Annotated in this window: 16 protein-coding genes and 1 tRNA gene; 13 read left to right on the top strand and 4 right to left on the bottom strand. The window is 42.6% G+C overall.

What is annotated here, in order from left to right; genetic code table 11:
- Positions 1–46 precede the first annotated feature (46 nt).
- The gene (gene nrdE, locus G7Y42_RS07325; protein ID WP_165005360.1) at positions 47–2206 is read right to left on the bottom strand and encodes a class 1b ribonucleoside-diphosphate reductase subunit alpha; all 2160 of its coding nucleotides are present in this window, start codon (positions 2204–2206) and stop codon (positions 47–49) included.
- A 162-nt stretch (positions 2207–2368) separates the two neighbouring features.
- Entirely contained in the window at positions 2369–2593 is a 225-nt protein-coding gene (gene nrdH / locus G7Y42_RS07330; protein ID WP_165005359.1) for a glutaredoxin-like protein NrdH, read from the bottom strand.
- Positions 2594–3001: 408 nt separating this feature from the next.
- On the opposite strand from nrdH, the gene G7Y42_RS07335 reads away from it, so the two are divergent.
- From G7Y42_RS07335 to G7Y42_RS07360, 6 genes are all read left to right on the top strand, one after another.
- Positions 3002–3475 (top strand): ferrous iron transport protein A, encoded by a 474-nt coding sequence (locus G7Y42_RS07335; RefSeq protein ID WP_165005358.1) that lies wholly within the window; start codon positions 3002–3004, stop codon positions 3473–3475.
- A complete protein-coding gene (gene feoB / locus G7Y42_RS07340) occupies positions 3472–5610 on the top strand; it encodes a ferrous iron transport protein B (RefSeq protein ID WP_165005357.1) in 2139 nt (712 codons plus the stop codon). The genes G7Y42_RS07335 and feoB overlap by 4 nt, the downstream gene beginning before the upstream one ends.
- Before the next feature lies 1 nt (position 5611).
- Entirely contained in the window at positions 5612–5746 is a 135-nt protein-coding gene (locus tag G7Y42_RS07345) for a FeoB-associated Cys-rich membrane protein (protein ID WP_165005356.1), read from the top strand.
- A gap of 137 nt (positions 5747–5883) precedes the next feature.
- The gene (locus G7Y42_RS07350; RefSeq protein WP_165005355.1) at positions 5884–6516 is read left to right on the top strand and encodes a GntR family transcriptional regulator; all 633 of its coding nucleotides are present in this window, start codon (positions 5884–5886) and stop codon (positions 6514–6516) included.
- Positions 6517–6716: 200 nt separating this feature from the next.
- Positions 6717–7910 carry a glycine betaine/L-proline ABC transporter ATP-binding protein gene (locus tag G7Y42_RS07355; protein WP_165005354.1) on the top strand — a complete coding sequence of 398 codons (1194 nt, stop codon included), beginning with the start codon at positions 6717–6719 and terminating at the stop codon, positions 7908–7910.
- Complete coding sequence (locus tag G7Y42_RS07360; RefSeq protein ID WP_165005353.1) at positions 7903–9630, top strand: ABC transporter permease/substrate binding protein; 1728 nt, start codon at positions 7903–7905, stop codon at positions 9628–9630. The genes G7Y42_RS07355 and G7Y42_RS07360 overlap by 8 nt, the downstream gene beginning before the upstream one ends.
- A gap of 316 nt (positions 9631–9946) precedes the next feature.
- On the opposite strand, the gene G7Y42_RS07365 is transcribed toward G7Y42_RS07360, so the two are convergent.
- Positions 9947–10019 (bottom strand) — tRNA-Lys (locus G7Y42_RS07365).
- Positions 10020–10405: 386 nt separating this feature from the next.
- Here G7Y42_RS07365 and G7Y42_RS07370 point away from each other — a divergent pair.
- From G7Y42_RS07370 to G7Y42_RS07400, 7 genes are all read left to right on the top strand, one after another.
- Positions 10406–10975, top strand: a complete 570-nt coding sequence (locus G7Y42_RS07370; protein ID WP_165005352.1) for a DUF1836 domain-containing protein — start codon at positions 10406–10408, stop codon at positions 10973–10975.
- The gene (locus G7Y42_RS07375; protein ID WP_165005351.1) at positions 10962–11822 is read left to right on the top strand and encodes a DegV family protein; all 861 of its coding nucleotides are present in this window, start codon (positions 10962–10964) and stop codon (positions 11820–11822) included. Before G7Y42_RS07370 ends, G7Y42_RS07375 begins: the two co-directional genes overlap by 14 nt.
- Before the next feature lie 233 nt (positions 11823–12055).
- Positions 12056–12760, top strand: a complete 705-nt coding sequence (gene yycF / locus G7Y42_RS07380) for a response regulator YycF (RefSeq protein WP_165005350.1) — start codon at positions 12056–12058, stop codon at positions 12758–12760.
- Positions 12761–12764: 4 nt separating this feature from the next.
- Entirely contained in the window at positions 12765–14600 is a 1836-nt protein-coding gene (gene walK / locus G7Y42_RS07385) for a cell wall metabolism sensor histidine kinase WalK (RefSeq protein WP_165005349.1), read from the top strand.
- Positions 14597–15904 carry a two-component system activity regulator YycH gene (yycH, locus tag G7Y42_RS07390; RefSeq protein WP_165005348.1) on the top strand — a complete coding sequence of 436 codons (1308 nt, stop codon included), beginning with the start codon at positions 14597–14599 and terminating at the stop codon, positions 15902–15904. Before walK ends, yycH begins: the two co-directional genes overlap by 4 nt.
- On the top strand, positions 15905–16777 hold the full coding sequence (locus G7Y42_RS07395; protein WP_165005347.1) for a two-component system regulatory protein YycI: 873 nt from the start codon (positions 15905–15907) through the stop codon (positions 16775–16777).
- A gap of 54 nt (positions 16778–16831) precedes the next feature.
- A complete protein-coding gene (locus G7Y42_RS07400; RefSeq protein ID WP_165005346.1) occupies positions 16832–17641 on the top strand; it encodes an MBL fold metallo-hydrolase in 810 nt (269 codons plus the stop codon).
- 91 nt (positions 17642–17732) lie between these two features.
- Here G7Y42_RS07400 and G7Y42_RS07405 read toward each other — a convergent pair whose 3' ends face one another.
- Positions 17733–18362 (bottom strand): NAD(P)-dependent oxidoreductase, encoded by a 630-nt coding sequence (locus G7Y42_RS07405; protein ID WP_165005345.1) that lies wholly within the window; start codon positions 18360–18362, stop codon positions 17733–17735.
- Between the last annotated feature and the right edge of the window lie 105 nt (positions 18363–18467).

Below are 18467 nucleotides of genomic sequence, written 5' to 3' on the forward strand. Positions count from 1 at the left end.
CTCCTTTATTTAAAAATACGAATCATTGAACTTTTCCCCAACAGGATTAGATCACACAGCTTTCACATTGGTTGCTGCCGATTTCTTCTGCGTCATCTGTGAAAGTACGTACGTAATAGATTGATTTCACGCCTTTATGGAATGCATAATGTCTCAGAATATTCAGATCGCGCGTCGATTGTTTCGTATTTGTTTTCCATTCGTAAAGACCTTCTGGAATTTCAGAACGCAAGAATAACGTCAAGCTCATTCCTTGATCCACGTGTTTTTGTGCAGTAGCGTAAATATCGATCACCTTACGCATGTCCATATCATAGGCAGAAGTATAGTAAGGAATCGTTTCGTTTGATAAATAAGGTGCTGGATAATAGATTTTTCCGATTTTCTTTTCTTGACGTTCTTCGATCATACGAGTAATCGGATGGATACTTGCACTGGTATCGTTGATATAAGAAATCGAGCCATTTGGAGCAACAGCTAAACGATTTTGATGATATAGTCCATCTTTCATCACCGCTTGCTTCAATTCTTCCCAATCTTCTGCCGTCGGGATGAAGATTCCTTCAAATAATGATTTTACTTTTTCTGATTTTGGCTGAAATTCGCCAGTCACATATTTATCAAAATAAGAGCCGTCTGCATATGCTGATTTTTCAAAATTATGGAAGACTTGTTTGCGTTCACGAGCGATATTATTGCTTTCGACAAGTGTCCAATAGTTCAGTAGCATGAAATAGATATTTGTAAAATCGAGTGAATCTTCCGAACCGTATTCCATTTTTTCTTTTGCAAAATACGTATGCAAGCCCATCGCACCTAAACCAATCGTATGATTCAATTTGTTTCCGTGCTGGATAGGAGGGACGACGTCGATGTCTGACGCATCTGTGATATAAGTTAATGCACGAGTCATTGTACGAACAGAATGGCCGAAATCAGGACTATCCATCAAGTTCACGATGTTTGTCGACCCCAAGTTGCAGGAGATATCTGTCCCTAATACTTCATATTCTTGCTTCCCGTTGATCACAGAAGGTGTTTGGACCTGCAGGATCTCTGAACACAAGTTACTCATGATGATTTTTCCGTCGATTGGGTTTTCGCGGTTCGCCGTATCAATGTTGATGATGTAGGGATAACCGGATTCTTGCTGTAATTTCGAAATTTCGTTTTCTAGATCACGCGCTTTGATTTTTTGCTTGCGAATCTTCGGATTGGCTACGAGATTGTCATATTCTTCTGTGATGTCGACGTAAGAAAAAGGCACGCCGTATTCTTTTTCGACACTGTAAGGGCTGAATAGATACATGTCTTCGTTTTTACGGGCCAATTCATAAAATTTGTCCGGTACGATGACGCCGAGTGAAAGTGTCTTTACTCGGATTTTTTCATCGGCATTTTCTTTTTTAGCAGATAAAAACGTGATGATATCTGGGTGGAAGACATTCAAATAAACCACACCGGCACCTTGACGCTGACCAAGCTGATTTGAATAACTGAAGCTGTCTTCGAATAATTTCATGACAGGAACGACACCACTGGCTGCTCCTTCGTATCCTTTGATCGGTGCACCTGCTTCACGCAAGTTGGAAAGCGTGATTCCGACGCCACCGCCGATACGAGAAAGCTGCAAGGCAGAGTTGATCGAACGTCCGATTGAATTCATATCATCTGTTACTTGTGTAAGAAAACATGAAACTAATTCTCCACGACGTTTACGTCCAGCATTCAAGAAGGAAGGAGTTGCTGGCTGATAACGCTGATGGATCATTTCATCCGCTAAGGCAAGCGCAAGTGCTTCATCGCCATTTGCAAAGTAAAGGGCATTGAAAGCGACGCGATCTTCATACGTTTCAAGATAAGCGGAACCGTCATTCGTTTTTAATGCATATTGCGAATAGAATTTGTACGCTGCCATAAATGATTTGAATTGGAAATCTTGTTCATTTAAAAACTGATAGAGTTTCTCGATGAATTCAGCAGAATAGAGTTGGATGAATTCTGCTTCTAAATATTCCTGATCAATCAAATAACTGATTTTTTCCATAACCGATGGGAAAGCCATTGTATTTGGTTTGACATTTTCCTCAAAAAAAGCGGCTAATGCTTCTTTGTCCTTATTTAAAGGGATTTGACCATCTACTGGCCGATTGATTTCATTGTTCAGCTTAAAATAGCTGACATCTTTCAAGTTTTTAAGACTCATAAGTACGCCCAACCTTCATTTCAAATTTGATGATGCATGATCGATCATTCTGGTGCTTTTTGCTTTAAAAAAGGATTTGGGGAGGTCGCGACATGACTGACTACTGTCTCAATCCCTTCAAATCCATCTGCACGTTCATTTTTTTCCGACGGGTAAATCGAATCAGCTAGCAAGATTACGCAATTGGTCCGGACGGAATCCGATAACAGTTGCTGCATCTGACGTGATGACCGGTACACTTTGGAATCCTTGTGCTTTCAGCCAATCGATTGCTTCTGGCTGTTCATCGATATTGACTTCTTCAAATTCAATCTGGTTGTCTGCTAAAAAGCGTTTCACCATTTTACATTGCATACAATTGTTTTTTGAAAAGATTTTAACGTTCATCGTAAATGCCTCCTTTAGAACACATTCTTGTTGTCTATAATAGATAGTATAAAACTCTTAGTAAAAAAGTCAAACAACAGACACTACATATTGTGTTGTGGAAACTGTGGAATACTAAGTTTTGTGTTTTTTGAAAAAGTACTTGAAAACAAGCGTTGACTGGAAAAACAGATATTCCTCGTGCTCGGAAGCTGTGGAAAACTGCTGGAAAAGATTTTTTTTAATCCAAAATTCTTAATAAATGAATATTCGCTCGAAATTTCACAAGAAGCGTTGACATTCTCATTTACAGGCGGTATTCTTTGTGAGAATGATTCTCAATTGCTAGTCAGCTGTATATAGCAGAACCGCAGAGAGAAAATGGTGGGAAAATCGCCAGAAGATTTTTTTCACAAGAAGGGAAACTAGATGGAAACCTTAACACAAGCAAAACAAAATCTCGTCTATCAAATCGAAAAGATCCAGGCAGCAGACTCGACTAAACTGCATTTGCAAAACCTCGGCGTCGTAGCAGGAAGCCGAGTGGTTGTCATCAATCGTACGGGGAACAATGCGATCTTGCTGCTGAAAAACAATCGAATCGCCGTAAGCCGTGAGATATTAAGTCAGATCTGGGTGAAAAAAAGTGAAACTACCGCTGAAAGCTGGACTTCGCTTGATCATTTGTCTGTTGGACAAAGTGGGACCGTGGTGGCGATCCATGGGCAAGGCGCTGTCAGACGTCGGCTGATGGATATGGGGCTGACGAAAAATGTACGCGTGACGATCCGCAAACTAGCTCCTTTAGGCGATCCAATCGAGTTAACTTTGCGGGGGTATGAGCTGACTTTGCGTAAATCGGAAGCAGCGCTCATCCTAGTCCAAAAGGAGGAAGAGGCATGACGAAGGTCGCTTTAGTTGGAAATCCGAACAGCGGAAAAACGAGTTTATTCAATACATTGACTGGATCGAATCAATACGTCGGGAATTGGCCGGGAGTGACAGTGGAGAAAAAAGAAGGGAAATTGAAACGTCACTCTGACATCAAGATACAGGATCTTCCAGGGATCTATTCCTTGTCGCCATATACACCAGAAGAAGTGATCGCAAGAGATTACTTAGTGCATGAACGCCCCGATCTGATCGTTAATATCGTGGATGCGTCGAATCTGGAGAGGAATCTCTATCTGACCACACAGCTTTTGGACTTAGGTATCCCAGTCGTTCTTGGACTGAATATGATGGATGTAGTCAAAAAAGAAGGCAAAAAGATCAATACCGAAAAACTGAGCTATGGACTAGGTATCCCTGTTTTCCCCATCAGTGTCTTGAAAAACCAGGGAGTCGAAAAACTGATCGACTACGTGCTGCGTATTTCTGCTTCTCCAGCAACTCCGCCTGTACCATGCGCCTATGATGATCGTTTAGAGGCAGCATTACATGAGATACAAGATGTATTAGGTGACACACAGAGCGCGACAAGCCGCTGGTATGCAATGAAATATTTCGAACGTGATGAAAAAGCAGTGCTTGAACGTCCCCTTCAGCTGACACAAAAGAAAGAAATCGAGCAGCTGGTCGGATTGACGGAAAAACTTTTTGATGAAGACAGTGAGACGCTCCTGATAAATGAACGCTATGAATTCATCACACAGCTGACTGCGTTATGCGTCGTAGCTGCTGATTCCTTTCGATTATCGATCAGCGACAAAATCGACCGGATCGTGACGAATCGCTGGTTAGCGCTCCCGATCTTTGCTCTTGTGATGTGGCTAATCTATTACCTTGCAATCCAGACCATCGGGACCATGGGAACAGACTGGATCAATGATTCTTTATTCGGGACTTGGATCCCTCAAACAGTCAGCAGTCTACTTGAAAGCTGGAAAGTAGCTGACTGGATGCAGCAGCTGATTTTGAATGGCATCATTGCCGGAGTGGGTGCCGTGTTAGGCTTCTTACCTCAACTGATCGTATTGTTCCTTTGCTTGAGCTTTCTGGAAGACTGTGGTTATATGTCTCGGATCGCTTTTGTGATGGATCGTTTATTCAGGAAATTCGGTCTTTCCGGGAAATCATTTATCCCGATGCTGATCGCCACTGGCTGCGGCGTCCCCGGGGTGATGGCCAGCCGTACGATCGAAAATGAGCAGGATCGCAGGCTGACGATCATGGTCACGACTTTTATGCCTTGTTCCGCTAAGCTTCCTATCATTGCGTTAGTTGCAGGTGCTTTTTTCCCGCATGCTTCTTGGGTGGCGCCGTCTGCTTATTTTTTGGGTATGGTTTCGATCGTTTTGTCCGGGATCATGCTGAAAAAAACAACGTTATTCGCCGGTGAGACAGCCCCATTCATCATGGAGCTTCCTGCCTATCATCTGCCGCAAGGAACAACGATCGCACGGCAAACTTTTGATCGAAGCAAATCGTTTGTAAAGAAAGCAGGAACGATCATCTTTGTTTCAAGTATCGTTATCTGGTTTAGCTCTTCTTATAATTTTTATGCACAGGCAGTTCCGGAAGATCAAAGTATTCTTGCATCTATGGGGCGGATCATCGCACCTCTTTTCCAGCCGCTTGGATGGGGGAACTGGCAGGGGACGGTGGCAACGATCACTGGTTTAGTAGCGAAAGAAAATATCATCGGCACTTTCGGGATTCTCTTTGGCCATGCAGAAGTATCGGAAAACGGGAAAGAGATCTGGTCTGCATTACAACAGACATACACCTCAGCTGCTGCTTATTCATTGCTCGCTTTCAATCTGCTTTGTGCGCCTTGCTTCGCAGCGATCGGTGCGATCCATCGGGAAATGAATGACAAAAAATGGACGTGGCTAGCGATTGGTTATCAATGTGGGCTTGCCTATCTAGTCAGTTTCGTTTTTTATCAAATCGGACATTTATTTGAAGGAGGCCACTTAACAGTCAGTACGTATGCGGCTGTGCTCGTTTTAGCTGCAGGGATTTACGGTGTGGCAAGAAAACCGAAGGCAAAAGAACCGCTTTTGGTCTCATTATCATTTGAAGGAGAGAAGTGAAATGGCTACGATTATTTTAGGTGTATTGATTTTCGGCAGTGCAGGTTATATTGTCTATTCCCGGATAAAATCAGGCAAAACCTGTGATGAATGCCAGACTGCCTGTCCAGTAAAAAAAGCGCAGGAGAAACACTGATTGTTCGATAGAAGGATGTGAGGAGATGTGACAGATTTCTTGTCGCATCTTCTTTTTTCACAACCTCTCTTTGCTTATTTTCATCGTCCATAGTAAGATAGGACCGATAAGTATAAAAAAGAAAGAGGAAAGTAGAAATGGCTGGAAAGAAAAAAGTTGTTCGCCCGCGTTATCAGCAGATTGCCGTTGATCTAGCTGAACGGATCGTTGAGAATCGGTATAAAGTGGGTGAGAAGATACATGCCCGGTCAACCTTAGCAAGTACATACAACGCCTCGCCTGAAACGGCGCGAAAAGCAATCAATGTGCTCGTAGACTTAGGTATCATGGAAGTCCGTCATGGAAGTGGCGCATTCGTTGCCTCAAAGGAAAAAGCAAAAGATTTTCTTTTGCAATATCAGGATGTGCAGTCGATTCAGGAAACAAAAGCAGAGATCATGACAAGTGTCGAGAAGCAGCAAGAAGAACTCAATCATTTTTCCCAGTTGCTTGATCAGCTGGTCAGTCAGACAAAGCGAATACATAAGATGAATCCGCTCCTTCCTTTTGAACTGCTTCTGACAGAAAAGGCCGTCCATTTGGATCAATCCATCAGTGAACTGAATATTTGGCAAGCAACCGGTGCTACAGTGATCGCGATCTCTCACAAAGAGGAATTGCTCGTCTCTCCTGGTCCATATGCTAAATTCACCGCAGGAGATACGGTTCACTTCATTGGGAACGAATATACTTTGCAGCGGATGACCAACTTTTTTTATCCGGAAAATTGATTTTGGAAAATGAAAAACTAAAAATTAAAATTTTTTAATGTGGCCTTATCCTTGAGATTTCGAGGGTTAAGGGCACATTTTTTTATTTGGTCTTCTCTAGAACCATCCCCTTTTTTGACAAAGTGACAACACGATGATACTATAGTGTGGTCACTTTTTTCAGAAAGAAAAATGAATTTACATAAAAAAGGAGAATTTGTTTGGTAAAAGTTGAAGTAAAACATTTAACGAAAATATTTGGTAAGAAGACGCAAGCTGCTTTATCGATGATAAAAGATCATCAGTCGAAAACAGAGATATTGAAGAAAACAGGCGCAACCGTCGGCGTATACGACGTGAACTTTGACGTGAAAGAAGGAGAAATCTTCGTCATCATGGGTCTTTCCGGGAGTGGGAAATCGACCTTGATCCGTTTATTGAACCGCCTGATCGAACCAACCTCTGGAAATATCTATATCGATGGAGAAGATGTATCGCAATTGAGTAAAGAAGAGCTGCGTGAAGTCAGACGTCACAAAATCAATATGGTTTTCCAAAACTTTGGTCTGTTTCCACATCGAACGATCTTGGAAAACACAGAATACGGCCTGGAAGTCCGCGGTGTTCCAAAAGAAGAACGCCAGCAAAAAGCAGAACAAGCATTAGAGAACTCTAGTCTGCTTTCCTTTAAAGATCAATACCCAAGTCAGCTTTCCGGCGGGATGCAGCAACGTGTCGGGTTAGCAAGAGCGTTAGCGAACGATCCTGAGATCTTGCTGATGGATGAAGCATTCTCCGCACTCGATCCGCTGATCCGCCGCGAGATGCAAGATGAATTATTGGATCTGCAGGCAAATGTGCAAAAAACGATTATTTTCATCACCCATGATTTAAATGAAGCATTGCGGATCGGTGATCGTATCGCATTGATGAAAGATGGCGAAATCATGCAGATCGGGACAGGTGAAGAAATCTTGACTCATCCTGCAAATGAATATGTACGTGAATTCGTAGAAGAAGTCGATCGTTCGAAAGTACTGACAGCCCAAAACATCATGGTACCAGCCTTGACGACAAATATCGAATCTGATGGCCCGAACGTCGCACTGACAAGAATGCGTAATGAAGAAGTCAGCATGCTGATGGCAGTTGACAGAAAACGTCATCTGAAAGGGATCATCACTGCGGATCAAGCGTTGGAAGCTAGACGCCAGAAACGTCCTTTGATCGATTTCTTAGATGAGAATGTCACAGTCATCGGGAAAGATATGGTCGTCAGTGATATTTTCAATATTATTTATGATTCGCCTACACCACTGGCAGTCGTTGAGGACGGGAAATTAAAAGGCGTCGTTATTCGAGGCAGTGTGATTGAAGCTTTAGCAGAAACAAGTGAGGTGAGTGAACATGAATAATCTATTAAACTATCAATTACCAGTAGCAGACTGGGTAGAAAATATCACGGAATGGTTCACATCGACATTTGCTGGACTGTTCTCTTTCTTACAGACGATCGGACAAGCCGTGATGACAGGGATCACTAATCTTTTACTCGTGATCCCAGCACCGTTGTTTATCCTGTTGCTGACAGTGATTGCTTTCTTTGTTTCCAAAAAACGTCCGGGACTGACGATATTCACATTGATCGGTCTGTGGTTTATTTACAATCAAGGGCTTTGGAACGATTTGATGAATACAGTCACGCTCGTGTTGTTATCAAGTGTGATTTCTATCGTGATCGGTGTTCCTCTAGGGATATTGATGGCAAAAAGCAGTAAAGCACAAAGTATCATCAAACCGATTCTTGACTTCATGCAAACAATGCCTGGTTTCGTTTATTTGATCCCAGCAGTTGCTTTCTTTGGTATCGGTATGGTGCCAGGGGTATTTGCCTCTGTTATCTTTGCTTTACCGCCAACTGTCCGTTTCACAAACTTGGGGATTCGCCAAGTGCCGACAGAACTGGTCGAAGCTTCGGATTCATTTGGTAGTACGAGTTGGCAGAAGCTGTTCAAATTAGAACTGCCTTTAGCAAAAGGGACGATCATGGCAGGGATCAACCAAACGACGATGCTGTCGCTTTCCATGGTGGTTATCGCATCGATGATCGGTGCTCCTGGATTAGGACGTGGCGTGCTGTCTGCTTTACAACGTGCACAAGTCGGTAATGGATTTGTCAACGGGGTGGCATTAGTTATCTTGGCAATTATCATCGACCGGTTTACACAGCACTTGAATCAGCCAAATGACAAAAAAGCAAAAGGCGCAGCAACACAAAAAAGCCGAAAACGTCAAGGTGTGATCATCGGAGCAGTCGTCGTCGTTTTATTAGGTGCGATTGGTCTAGGAAGTCTCTCTTCTGCAAAAGAAACCAAACGGATCAATCTTTCGTACGTGGAATGGGATACCGAAGTCGCTTCAACGAACGTAGTAGGTGAAGTATTGAAACAAATGGGCTACGATGTGACGATGACGCCACTGGACAATTCGATCATGTGGAAATCTGTTTCCAATGGTGAATCTGATGCGATGGTATCTGCATGGTTGCCTAAAACACATGGTTCCCAATATGCACAATATAAAGATCAGGTAAAAGACTTAGGAGCCAATTTGACAGGTGCTAAGGTCGGTCTTGCTGTTCCATCTTATATGGATGTCAATTCTATTGCCGATCTGACAGATCAAGCAGGTAAAAAGATCATCGGGATCGAGCCTGGAGCTGGAGTAGTGAATGCTGCAGAAAACACGATCCAAAAATATGATAATTTGAGCGACTGGACGATTGAAACTTCTTCATCAGGAGCGATGACTGTCGCATTAGGTCAAGCAATTAAAAATCATGAACCAATCGTCGTGACTGGCTGGACACCACACTGGATGTTCGCGAAATATGATCTGAAATATCTAAAAGATCCGAAAAACGGCATGGGAAGCGAAGAGCAGATCCATACGATGGTACGCAAAGGACTGAAAGAAGATCAGCCAGAAGCTTACAAAGTATTGGACAACTTCCATTGGACAGAAAAAGACATGGAAAAAGTCATGTTAGAAATCAACAATGGGAAAGATCCGCAGCAAGCAGCAAAAGACTGGATCAAGGACAACAAAGAAACAGTTGAAAGCTGGAAGAAATAAGAGGTCGTGAAAAGCTGTTCCGCATCAAGCTTTTGAATATCTTTATTTAGAAAAAGAGGGAGGGGCTGTGACAAAATTATTGTCACAGCCCCTTTTTCCGAATAATCGGTGTTCTCCTACCAACTCCTCGGGCACAAGTCACAATATACAGCAAACATGAGAAGCTATTTTTCAAAATCGCTTCTTATCGCTCAAGGCTGAACGTCTCTTTCACAACCTCCTCTATATTTTTGCAAAAAAAAAGAGAATGCGCAGTTCATCTTCCAAACGTCCTAAGACGCCGACAAACTACCATTCTCGTGGGTTTGGCACCCAATGGGCCGTGAGGGGCTCGAACCCGCGACCCGCTGATTAAGAGTCAGCTGCTCTACCAACTGAGCTAACGGCCCGTACGAAAAGTACTTAATTATATTAGCACTAAGAATTTTAAAATGCAAGTCTGTGTTTAAAGAAAATCAGAAAAATCTTTACCTCCTTATAGTAAATCATTCATATATTATTCATATTTGTTCCTTACTATATAAGCATACCAACAAAGTTCTTGCAAAAGGACAAACCCTAACACTTTTTCATTTTTTACTCCTTTCCCGCCGTCTCCTCGGCGGGTCTCCCATTCTTAACGAAAAGAAAGACAAGTAAGGTTTCAAATCCTACTTGTCTTTTTTTTGTTTCTTTAATATTTCATTAACAAATACATCTAGTTAAGATAACTAGATTGAATGATTGTGATAACTTTGATACAATGTTAATGAAATGAAAAAAAGGAGCCGAAATGATGGAAAAAATGCGTCAGCAGTTAGTCGAATGGGGAGAAGAATTAGAAACTTTTCGATTACCCCATTGGGAAGATCTCCCAGATTTAGACCTTTATATGGATCAGGTAAGAACGCTGGTCGATCGGTATTTGTCGCCAGTGATCCAAGGGGATAAGCATCCATTGCTCACTTCGTCGATGGTGAACAATTACGTGAAACTCGGGCTGATACCGGCTCCGATTAAGAAAAGATACAATAAAGAACATGTCGCTTTTTTGATTGCCATCACGACATTGAAACAAGTGTTAACAATCCCGGAGATCAAAGAAGGGATTTTATTCCAAGGAAAAGTGATCGGTATACGAGAAGCATACAATCTGTTTTGCGACGAGCAGGAAGCAGCTATCCGAATGGTCAGCAGCTTGGCGCAGGGAAAAGCCTATCCGCAGCTCCTGCATCAGGAAACGTCAGTGGAATATATCGCAGTAAGGTCAGCCACGTTGTCTTTTGCAATGAGATTGCTTGCAGAAAAAACGATTATCTTAGAAACAGAATATCTACATGAGGAGAAAACGAATGAAAAACAATAAAGTTGCTATTTTAGTAGATTCAGGTACAGATGTCCCGAAAGAACTGATCGAGAAATATCACATGTATATGATCCCTTTGAAAATCATTTATAAAGATCACGTGTATACAGATAAAATCGACATTACGCCAGAAGAAATTTATGAGCGTCTACCCGAAGAAATCCCAGGCACTTCTCTGCCGGACGGCGAATCAATCACTGACATCTTCGACCAAATCAAAGAAGATGGCTATGAAAAAGTACTTGCTGTGACGATTTCTAGCGGACTGAGTGGGACGTACAATGTGGTGCGATTGATCGCAGAGCAGCAGAATGAATTGGAAGCGTATGTATTAGATACGAAAAATATCGGGATCGGAGCAGGTTTTTCAGCTATACAAGCAGCAAAGTGGTTAGATCAAGGAATAGAATGGTCTGTACTGATCGAAAAATTGAATCACTTGATAGAACAGACACAGGTATTCTTCAATGTAGCGACTTTGGAATATCTGCAAAAGGGTGGACGGATCGGCTTAGTTGCCTCGATCCTTGGAAATGCGCTGAAGCTGAATCCGATCATTTCCTGCAATGAAGAAGGCATTTACTATACGGTCGGAAAATCACGCGGTCGGAAAAAAAGTCTGGATAAAACAGTTTCGTATGTCAAAGAGAAGATCGGATCTGCAAAAGTATTCAACCTAGCTGTTGCACACGGTGCAGCTGAAGACGAAGCAGTTGCGATGGAAGCCAGATTGAAAGAAGAATTCCCTCAAGCAAATCAGATCTATTTTGGTCAGATTTCCCCAGCTTTAGTGGTGCACACAGGGCCCGGGTTATTAGGTGTGGGAGTGCAAATCCTGGAACAATAAGCAAAAGAAAGCAGAAGAAATAAAAAATAGATCGACTAGCATGAATCAAAGAAGGCGGGGACAGGACTAATGCTGTTCCCCGTCTCTTTTAGCATGTACTGACAGTCCGGCAGCGCTGGTTCTGCGGATGTCATGTTAATTTTCTCTTTTGTTTCAACAGGTAAAGATGAAACAAACTCAGAAATACGGTATAATGAAAAGGTATGACAATAATATAAAAGAGGTGGCTCTTTATGAAGAAAGTTTTAGTTGTCGATGACGAAAAGCCGATTTCGGATATCGTCAAATTCAATTTAGCCAAAGAAGGCTATGATGTGTATACTGCTTATGACGGCGAAGAAGCCTTGGAAAAAGTAGCAGAGGTCGAGCCTGATTTGATCCTATTAGATTTGATGCTGCCAAAAATGGATGGTCTGGAAGTTGCGCGTGAAGTAAGAAAAACGTATGACATGCCGATCATTATGGTCACAGCGAAAGATTCAGAGATCGATAAAGTCTTAGGTTTGGAGCTTGGCGCAGATGACTATGTGACCAAACCGTTTTCAAACCGAGAATTAGTGGCGCGTGTGAAAGCCAATCTGCGTCGAGGAGCGACTGCTTCAAAAGAAGTAGAAGAAGTAACGCCTTCTGAACTGAATATCGGAGATTTGACGATCCATCCTGATGCGTACATGGTGACGAAACGCGGAGAAACGATCGAATTGACACACCGTGAATTCGAATTGCTGTTTTATCTGGCAAAGCATATCGGTCAAGTCATGACACGCGAACACTTACTGCAAACGGTATGGGGCTACGATTATTTTGGCGATGTGCGGACAGTGGATGTTACTGTACGGCGCCTTCGAGAAAAAATCGAAGACAACCCGAGCCATCCTAATTATCTAGTGACACGTCGGGGTGTCGGTTACTATTTGCGTAACCCGGAACAGGAGTAATTGAATGAAAAGAAAAGTCCGTTTTTTTCGATCAGTCAATTTTAAGATCGCCATCACGTTTATCCTGATTTTGCTGATCTCAATCGAAATCATTGGCGCGTATTTTATCCGAGGGCTAGAGCGTTCGACCATCAATACGTTCATCAAAGACATGAATCAGACGGTGGAATCGCTAGCTTCTACGGTCAGTCCTGAGCTGAATCGAAAAGACAATGCGGATGCGGATGAAGTAAATGCAAATATCAAACGATTCATCGAAAACAGCGCCTCTAGCGATATTATCGAGATTCGAGTAGTAGATGAAAAAGGGATCATTCGCGCAACAACGGATGTGAATGAACAGAGCTCCGTCGGGAAGAAGAACGATTATGTTGATATCAACGATTTTACGACTAAGCGTTATGTGGCTTTAGATAATGACGATAAGCGGGTGAATATCAATATCCAGCCTATCCTGTCCCCGACCGGCGATGCCGTCATCGGGGCTCTTTACGTCAAAAGCAATATCGAACAAAAATATTCTGAAATCAACAATACAGCCATCATCTTCTTCACTGCTTCGTTGATTGCTGCGTTTATCTCCATGATCGTCTCAGTCCTCGTCGCACGATCCATCACGCAACCGATCGGCGAGATGCGCGAGCAGGCGATACGGATCGCACGAGGTGACTATAGTCGCAAGGTCAAAGTGCATGGGCAAGATGAACTAGGTCAGCTGGCAGATACCTTCAATCAGTTAGCAGAGCGGATCGAAGAAGCGCAAGATACGATGGAAGCAGAACGAAATCGGCTGGACAGCGTACTTTCCCATATGACAGATGGTGTCATCGCAACGGATCGAAGAGGAAAAGTGATCACGATCAATGATATGGCTGTCTCGCTGTTAGATGTGAAAAATGAAGAGGCGATCGGACAATCGATCTTGACCTTATTGGACATCGAAGAAGAATATACATTGAGAAAATTATTGGAAGATCCCAATGAAATGATCCTTGATCGTTCCACAGGATTGATGGAGAGCGATCAAATGATCCTTCGCGTCGATTTTTCGATGATCCGCCGAGAGTCCGGATTCATCAGCGGACTAGTTGCTGTGCTGCACGATGTCACGGAGCAGGAAAAAACCGAGCGAGAACGTCGTGAATTCGTTTCGAATGTTTCGCATGAATTGCGTACACCATTGACAAGCATGCGCAGCTATATCGAAGCATTGAGTGAAGGGGCATGGAAAGATGAAGAAGTAGCGCCTAATTTCCTGAAAGTCACGTTAGATGAAACCGACCGGATGATTCGGATGATCAATGATCTGCTGAATCTCTCGCGGATGGACACGGGCAATACGCAGCTTCAACTGGAATATGTCAACTTCAACGAGCTGGTCAATTTTGTTCTCGATCGTTTTGACATGATGGTCGGAAATCAGGAAAAAAATTATACGATCAGACGTGAATTCACGCAAAGAGATCTGTGGGTCGAGATCGATACAGACAAGATCATCCAGGTGGTCGACAATATCATGAACAATGCGATCAAGTATTCTCCAGATGGCGGTACGATCACATGCCGATTGCTAGAAACACATAATAACGTGATTTTGAGTATCACTGACCAAGGATTGGGGATCCCTAAAAAAGACTTGAACCGTGTATTTGAACGTTTTTACCGAGTAGACAAAGCACGAGCAAGGGCACAAGGAGGTACTGGACTTGGACTTGCGATATCGAGAGAAGTTATCAAGGCACATCGTGGAGCGATTTGGGCAGAAAGTAAAGAGGGGCAAGGCTCGACTTTTTACATTTCTTTACCGTATGAACCTTATGAGGAGGAATGGTGGGAATGAGAATCTCTGAAAAATTCATTCGGATAGGATTGATTCTGATGGTTGCATTGAGTTTGTATTTCTCCTATGCGATCTGGCTGAGCCCAGCAGGTAAGACATCGATCAATATGGATGAATCAAACGCGCAAGTCATCGAATCACAATCCTATCGAAAAGCCTCCGAAGTGTTCCTGCCGCTTCATGTGACTTGGTTTCAAGAGGGTACGATCAAAGAGACCAACAGTGAGAATCTGATCACGAGGCTCCAGACAATTGTAGAAAACGCCAGATTCGGCAAACTCTCAGAAGTCGTGGCTGGAGATCATGAAAAATTCGACCAAGTCAGAAAGCTTACTTCCGGTTTTGAATTTGCTTATAATGCTCCTTTTTTGTTAAGTGAATACCAAGAAGCTTTCCAGTTGAACCTAGACCTTTCTGATTCGATGAAAAACAATAATTTCACTCGTATCCAATTCGACAAGAAAAACAACAAGATCCGCTTCATAAATTACCCGAACCGGGTCATTTATGAAGCAAACGTGTCGATCAACTGGGAAGATCTTGATAAAGAATTGAATGTCACTGGCATAAAATGGACAGAAATGTCAAATGAACCATCGGAATTGAACAATCAGTACAATACGAAGCAGTCGATAAAGCTGAAAAAGTACAGTTATATTCTGTCGCAACAACCGTATACGCTATTCCGGAATGCCTTTTTCCAAAAGCCTGATAAAGTGAAGAACAATGCGGAAAGCAATGAACTGATTTTTTACGGCGACAACGAAACGATGTCGATCCACTCAGAGAACCAAGTCGTTGACTTTCGCGGTGAAAGTGCAGAAACCGAAGAAGAACAAAGTGTGTTTTCTGCAAGCTTCCCTTATATCAGCAAATTAGGAAGTGCGTTAGGCAATCTACGGTATTTTGACCGTGAGAACAACAAGGTGGATTATCGGATATTCGTTGAAGGCTTCCCGGTATTCGGCTCCGACAGCAAAGGACAGGTCGGTATCGAAGTGGCTAAAGAAGCAAGCGGCTTACCGCAAGTAAATATCCAAACCAGTTTGAATACGATCCAAGTACCTATCCCGTCTGATGAAGAAGTTGAACTAGCAAGTACGGGGGAAATCATCCAACAGTTAGTCAGCAAAGGCGCTGAAAAAACAGCGATCGAATCGGTGATCGTCGGTTATACTTGGCAGAATATCAAAGAAACGAATCGTGTAGTCGATCTTTTGCCGGAGTGGTATGTCAAATATCAGGATAAATGGTATTCTGCCAATGAGCTACTGGATCAGTTACCTGGATTGGAGGCGAAATAATTGGATTTCAAAAAAATTGAATGGATTTTTTTCGTCGCATTTTTAGGACTGAATGTCTTTTTGTTCAGTAGCTATCACGAAGCGGTCTATCAGGAAAACAATGTGATTCGGTCGGACCAGACGGAATCGATCCAGAAGCGATTGGCAAGCGACGATATCTCCTACACCGGAAAAATCTCTTCAGAAAGCAGACAAGGCTATTACCTGAGTGCGGAAGAGACGGATCTGAGGCAATCACTGTCGACTTATCGGCGCTCAGCACAAAAAAGCGGGTTGCTCGATAGCAATGTCGTTTTAGATGGGAATCTCTTGACGAAGACGTTATCTTCTTCGGAGTCAGAAGATAGTGTGATCAATCCAGAAAAAATCGGAAGCTCTCTCTCTCAATTCTTGCGTAAGAACGAGAATGTATTATTTGGCAATGAATACGAATATACGAAGAATTTTTCTGCTTTAGATGATGATTCGTATGAAATCCAAGCAAGCCAGTCTTATGAAGGGATCCCGTTCAATGATGATACTGCAAAGATCATTTTGTCTATGGATAAATCAGATGGAGAATATCTCATTACCAAATACACTCAAACGCACTTGTCTCATATCGAACAGCTTCGCGAAAAAATGGAGTTATGTACAGAAGAAGAAGCAATCAAGACATTGTATGTCAATAACAAGATACCTAGAGGATCCAAAATCTTGTGGCGGCAGTTGGCTTATTCCTGTATTTTAAAAGTCCGAGAAAAAAATGTCTACGTCCCTGTATGGCATGTAGCCATCGAGACGGCTGATAAAGCGGTCCAGGTCGAGACAGTGAATGCGTTTAGTAATACGATCGTCACAAATAATGCAGTCCCAAAGGTGGAAGATCATTAAAAAAGCAGGTATAATGAAAAAAGTTTACAGTGTAAGAAGGGAAGTAGTAGTAAAATGGCTGAAGAAAACCCAGCTTTTAAAATCAGTATCCTAGCGAGTGGAAGTTCCGGGAATTCGCTTTATATCGAGAGTGATAAAAAGCGGCTTCTGGTAGATGCAGGACTTAGCGGGAAAAAAATTACTTCCTTGATGGCTCAAATCGATCGGACACCGGATCAGTTAGATGGGATACTTGTGACACATGAGCATCGTGATCATATCCATGGCGTAGGTGTTTTAGCGCGTAAGTACCATTTAGATGTATTTGCGAATGAAAAAACATGGGAAGCGATGGATTCGATGATCGGGAATGTTCCTGTCGAACAAAAGCATTTGTTCGAAATGGGCAAAGTCCAGACTTTTGGTGATCTTGATATTGAAAGTTTTGGTGTTTCCCACGATGCGGCAGCTCCACAGTTTTATCGTTTCCACAAAGAAAACCGGTCATTCGTGATGCTTACTGATACGGGCTATTGCAGTGATTATATGCGCGGGATCATAGAGAATGCAGATGGCTATCTGATGGAAAGCAATCATGATCTCGAGATGCTGCGGATGGGTCCTTATCCTTGGAATCTGAAACAGCGGATCTTAGGTGATCGTGGTCATCTCTCAAATGAAGACGGGGCATTGGTCATGACTGATGTGATCGGGAACCGGACGAAACGAATCTACTTAGGCCATTTGAGTAAAGAAAACAATATGAAAGAACTGGCTCATTTGACGATGGAGAACATATTGAAAGAAAAAGACTTAGGTGTCGGGCACGATTTTGAGATCTATGATACAGATCCTGATGAAGCAACTGAGCTGTTCTCGATTTAAAAGCAAAGCGAATGAGAAAAAGAAGACTGGGAGGCATTTTCCGCCCAGTCTTCTTTTTGTTTTTTGATTTGATTGTTTATCGATTCTTGTTTCAATCGGAAACAACGCTGATATGCTGGTTTTCATGCTTGTCTTGAAGGATCTCATCGACCATAGCGATGGCGTAATCAGCCATGCTGATCATGCTTTTTCCATCAGTATTCTGATGCAAAGAATCATCATGCAGTTGGTAACTGCCTGTGCGTTCGCCAGCTGGATCAAAGATCGAGGCAGGACTGATGTATGTCCAGCGCAAGTTCTCTGTTTGTTTCAAGTTCACTAGAGCTTGATACATATGATGGGCGGTTGGATAGAATGGCGCATTTTCTGGGACTCGATTGATCATACGAGTAGTTTTTCCTGGATCTATAAATAACGAAGAGGCGCCGCCAACGACCAGTAGACGAGTAGTTGTACCAGATAATAATTGTGTTAAATGCTTCAATGAACTTTGGTGCATCTCTTCTTTTCCTCGTGGTGCATTGAAGGCATCGACGACTACGTCAAATGGGCGTAGGTCTTCTCCAGTCAATTCATATAGATCTTTCTCCAAAAATGGTATGTTTTCACTCAATTTTTTTGGATTGCGTACGATGGCAGTGACGTCTAGTCCTCGTGCCATTGCTTCTTTCATAATAAGTGAACCGGCATGTCCGGTTGCACCGATAATCGCTACTTTCATCAAAAAAACCTCCTTTTCCATCTTTCTTGTTCATTGTAGAAATTTACAGGGTATCCGTCAAAAATTCCGTCCTTTAGCAAAACAGGAAAAGCGCATTTCTTTCGT

The sequence above is a fragment of the Enterococcus sp. ZJ1622 genome (assembly GCF_011038845.1).
Classification (GTDB): Bacteria; Bacillota; Bacilli; order Lactobacillales; family Enterococcaceae; genus Enterococcus_B.

Bases quoted from the DNA above. Each gene is read 5' to 3' on its own strand.
- nrdE (WP_165005360.1), bottom strand. From the start codon at position 2,206: ATGAGTCTTAAAAACTTGAAAGATGTCAGCTATTTTAAGCTGAACAAT.
- feoB (WP_165005357.1), top strand. From the start codon at position 3,472: ATGACGAAGGTCGCTTTAGTTGGAAATCCGAACAGCGGAAAAACGAGT.
- walK (WP_165005349.1), top strand. From the start codon at position 12,765: ATGAAAAGAAAAGTCCGTTTTTTTCGATCAGTCAATTTTAAGATCGCC.
- G7Y42_RS07405 (WP_165005345.1), bottom strand. From the start codon at position 18,362: ATGAAAGTAGCGATTATCGGTGCAACCGGACATGCCGGTTCACTTATT.
- nrdH (WP_165005359.1), bottom strand. From the start codon at position 2,593: ATGAACGTTAAAATCTTTTCAAAAAACAATTGTATGCAATGTAAAATG.
- G7Y42_RS07360 (WP_165005353.1), top strand. From the start codon at position 7,903: ATGAATAATCTATTAAACTATCAATTACCAGTAGCAGACTGGGTAGAA.
- yycF (WP_165005350.1), top strand. From the start codon at position 12,056: ATGAAGAAAGTTTTAGTTGTCGATGACGAAAAGCCGATTTCGGATATC.
- G7Y42_RS07375 (WP_165005351.1), top strand. From the start codon at position 10,962: ATGAAAAACAATAAAGTTGCTATTTTAGTAGATTCAGGTACAGATGTC.
- G7Y42_RS07400 (WP_165005346.1), top strand. From the start codon at position 16,832: ATGGCTGAAGAAAACCCAGCTTTTAAAATCAGTATCCTAGCGAGTGGA.
- yycH (WP_165005348.1), top strand. From the start codon at position 14,597: ATGAGAATCTCTGAAAAATTCATTCGGATAGGATTGATTCTGATGGTT.
- G7Y42_RS07350 (WP_165005355.1), top strand. From the start codon at position 5,884: ATGGCTGGAAAGAAAAAAGTTGTTCGCCCGCGTTATCAGCAGATTGCC.
- G7Y42_RS07345 (WP_165005356.1), top strand. From the start codon at position 5,612: ATGGCTACGATTATTTTAGGTGTATTGATTTTCGGCAGTGCAGGTTAT.
- G7Y42_RS07370 (WP_165005352.1), top strand. From the start codon at position 10,406: ATGGAAAAAATGCGTCAGCAGTTAGTCGAATGGGGAGAAGAATTAGAA.
- G7Y42_RS07335 (WP_165005358.1), top strand. From the start codon at position 3,002: ATGGAAACCTTAACACAAGCAAAACAAAATCTCGTCTATCAAATCGAA.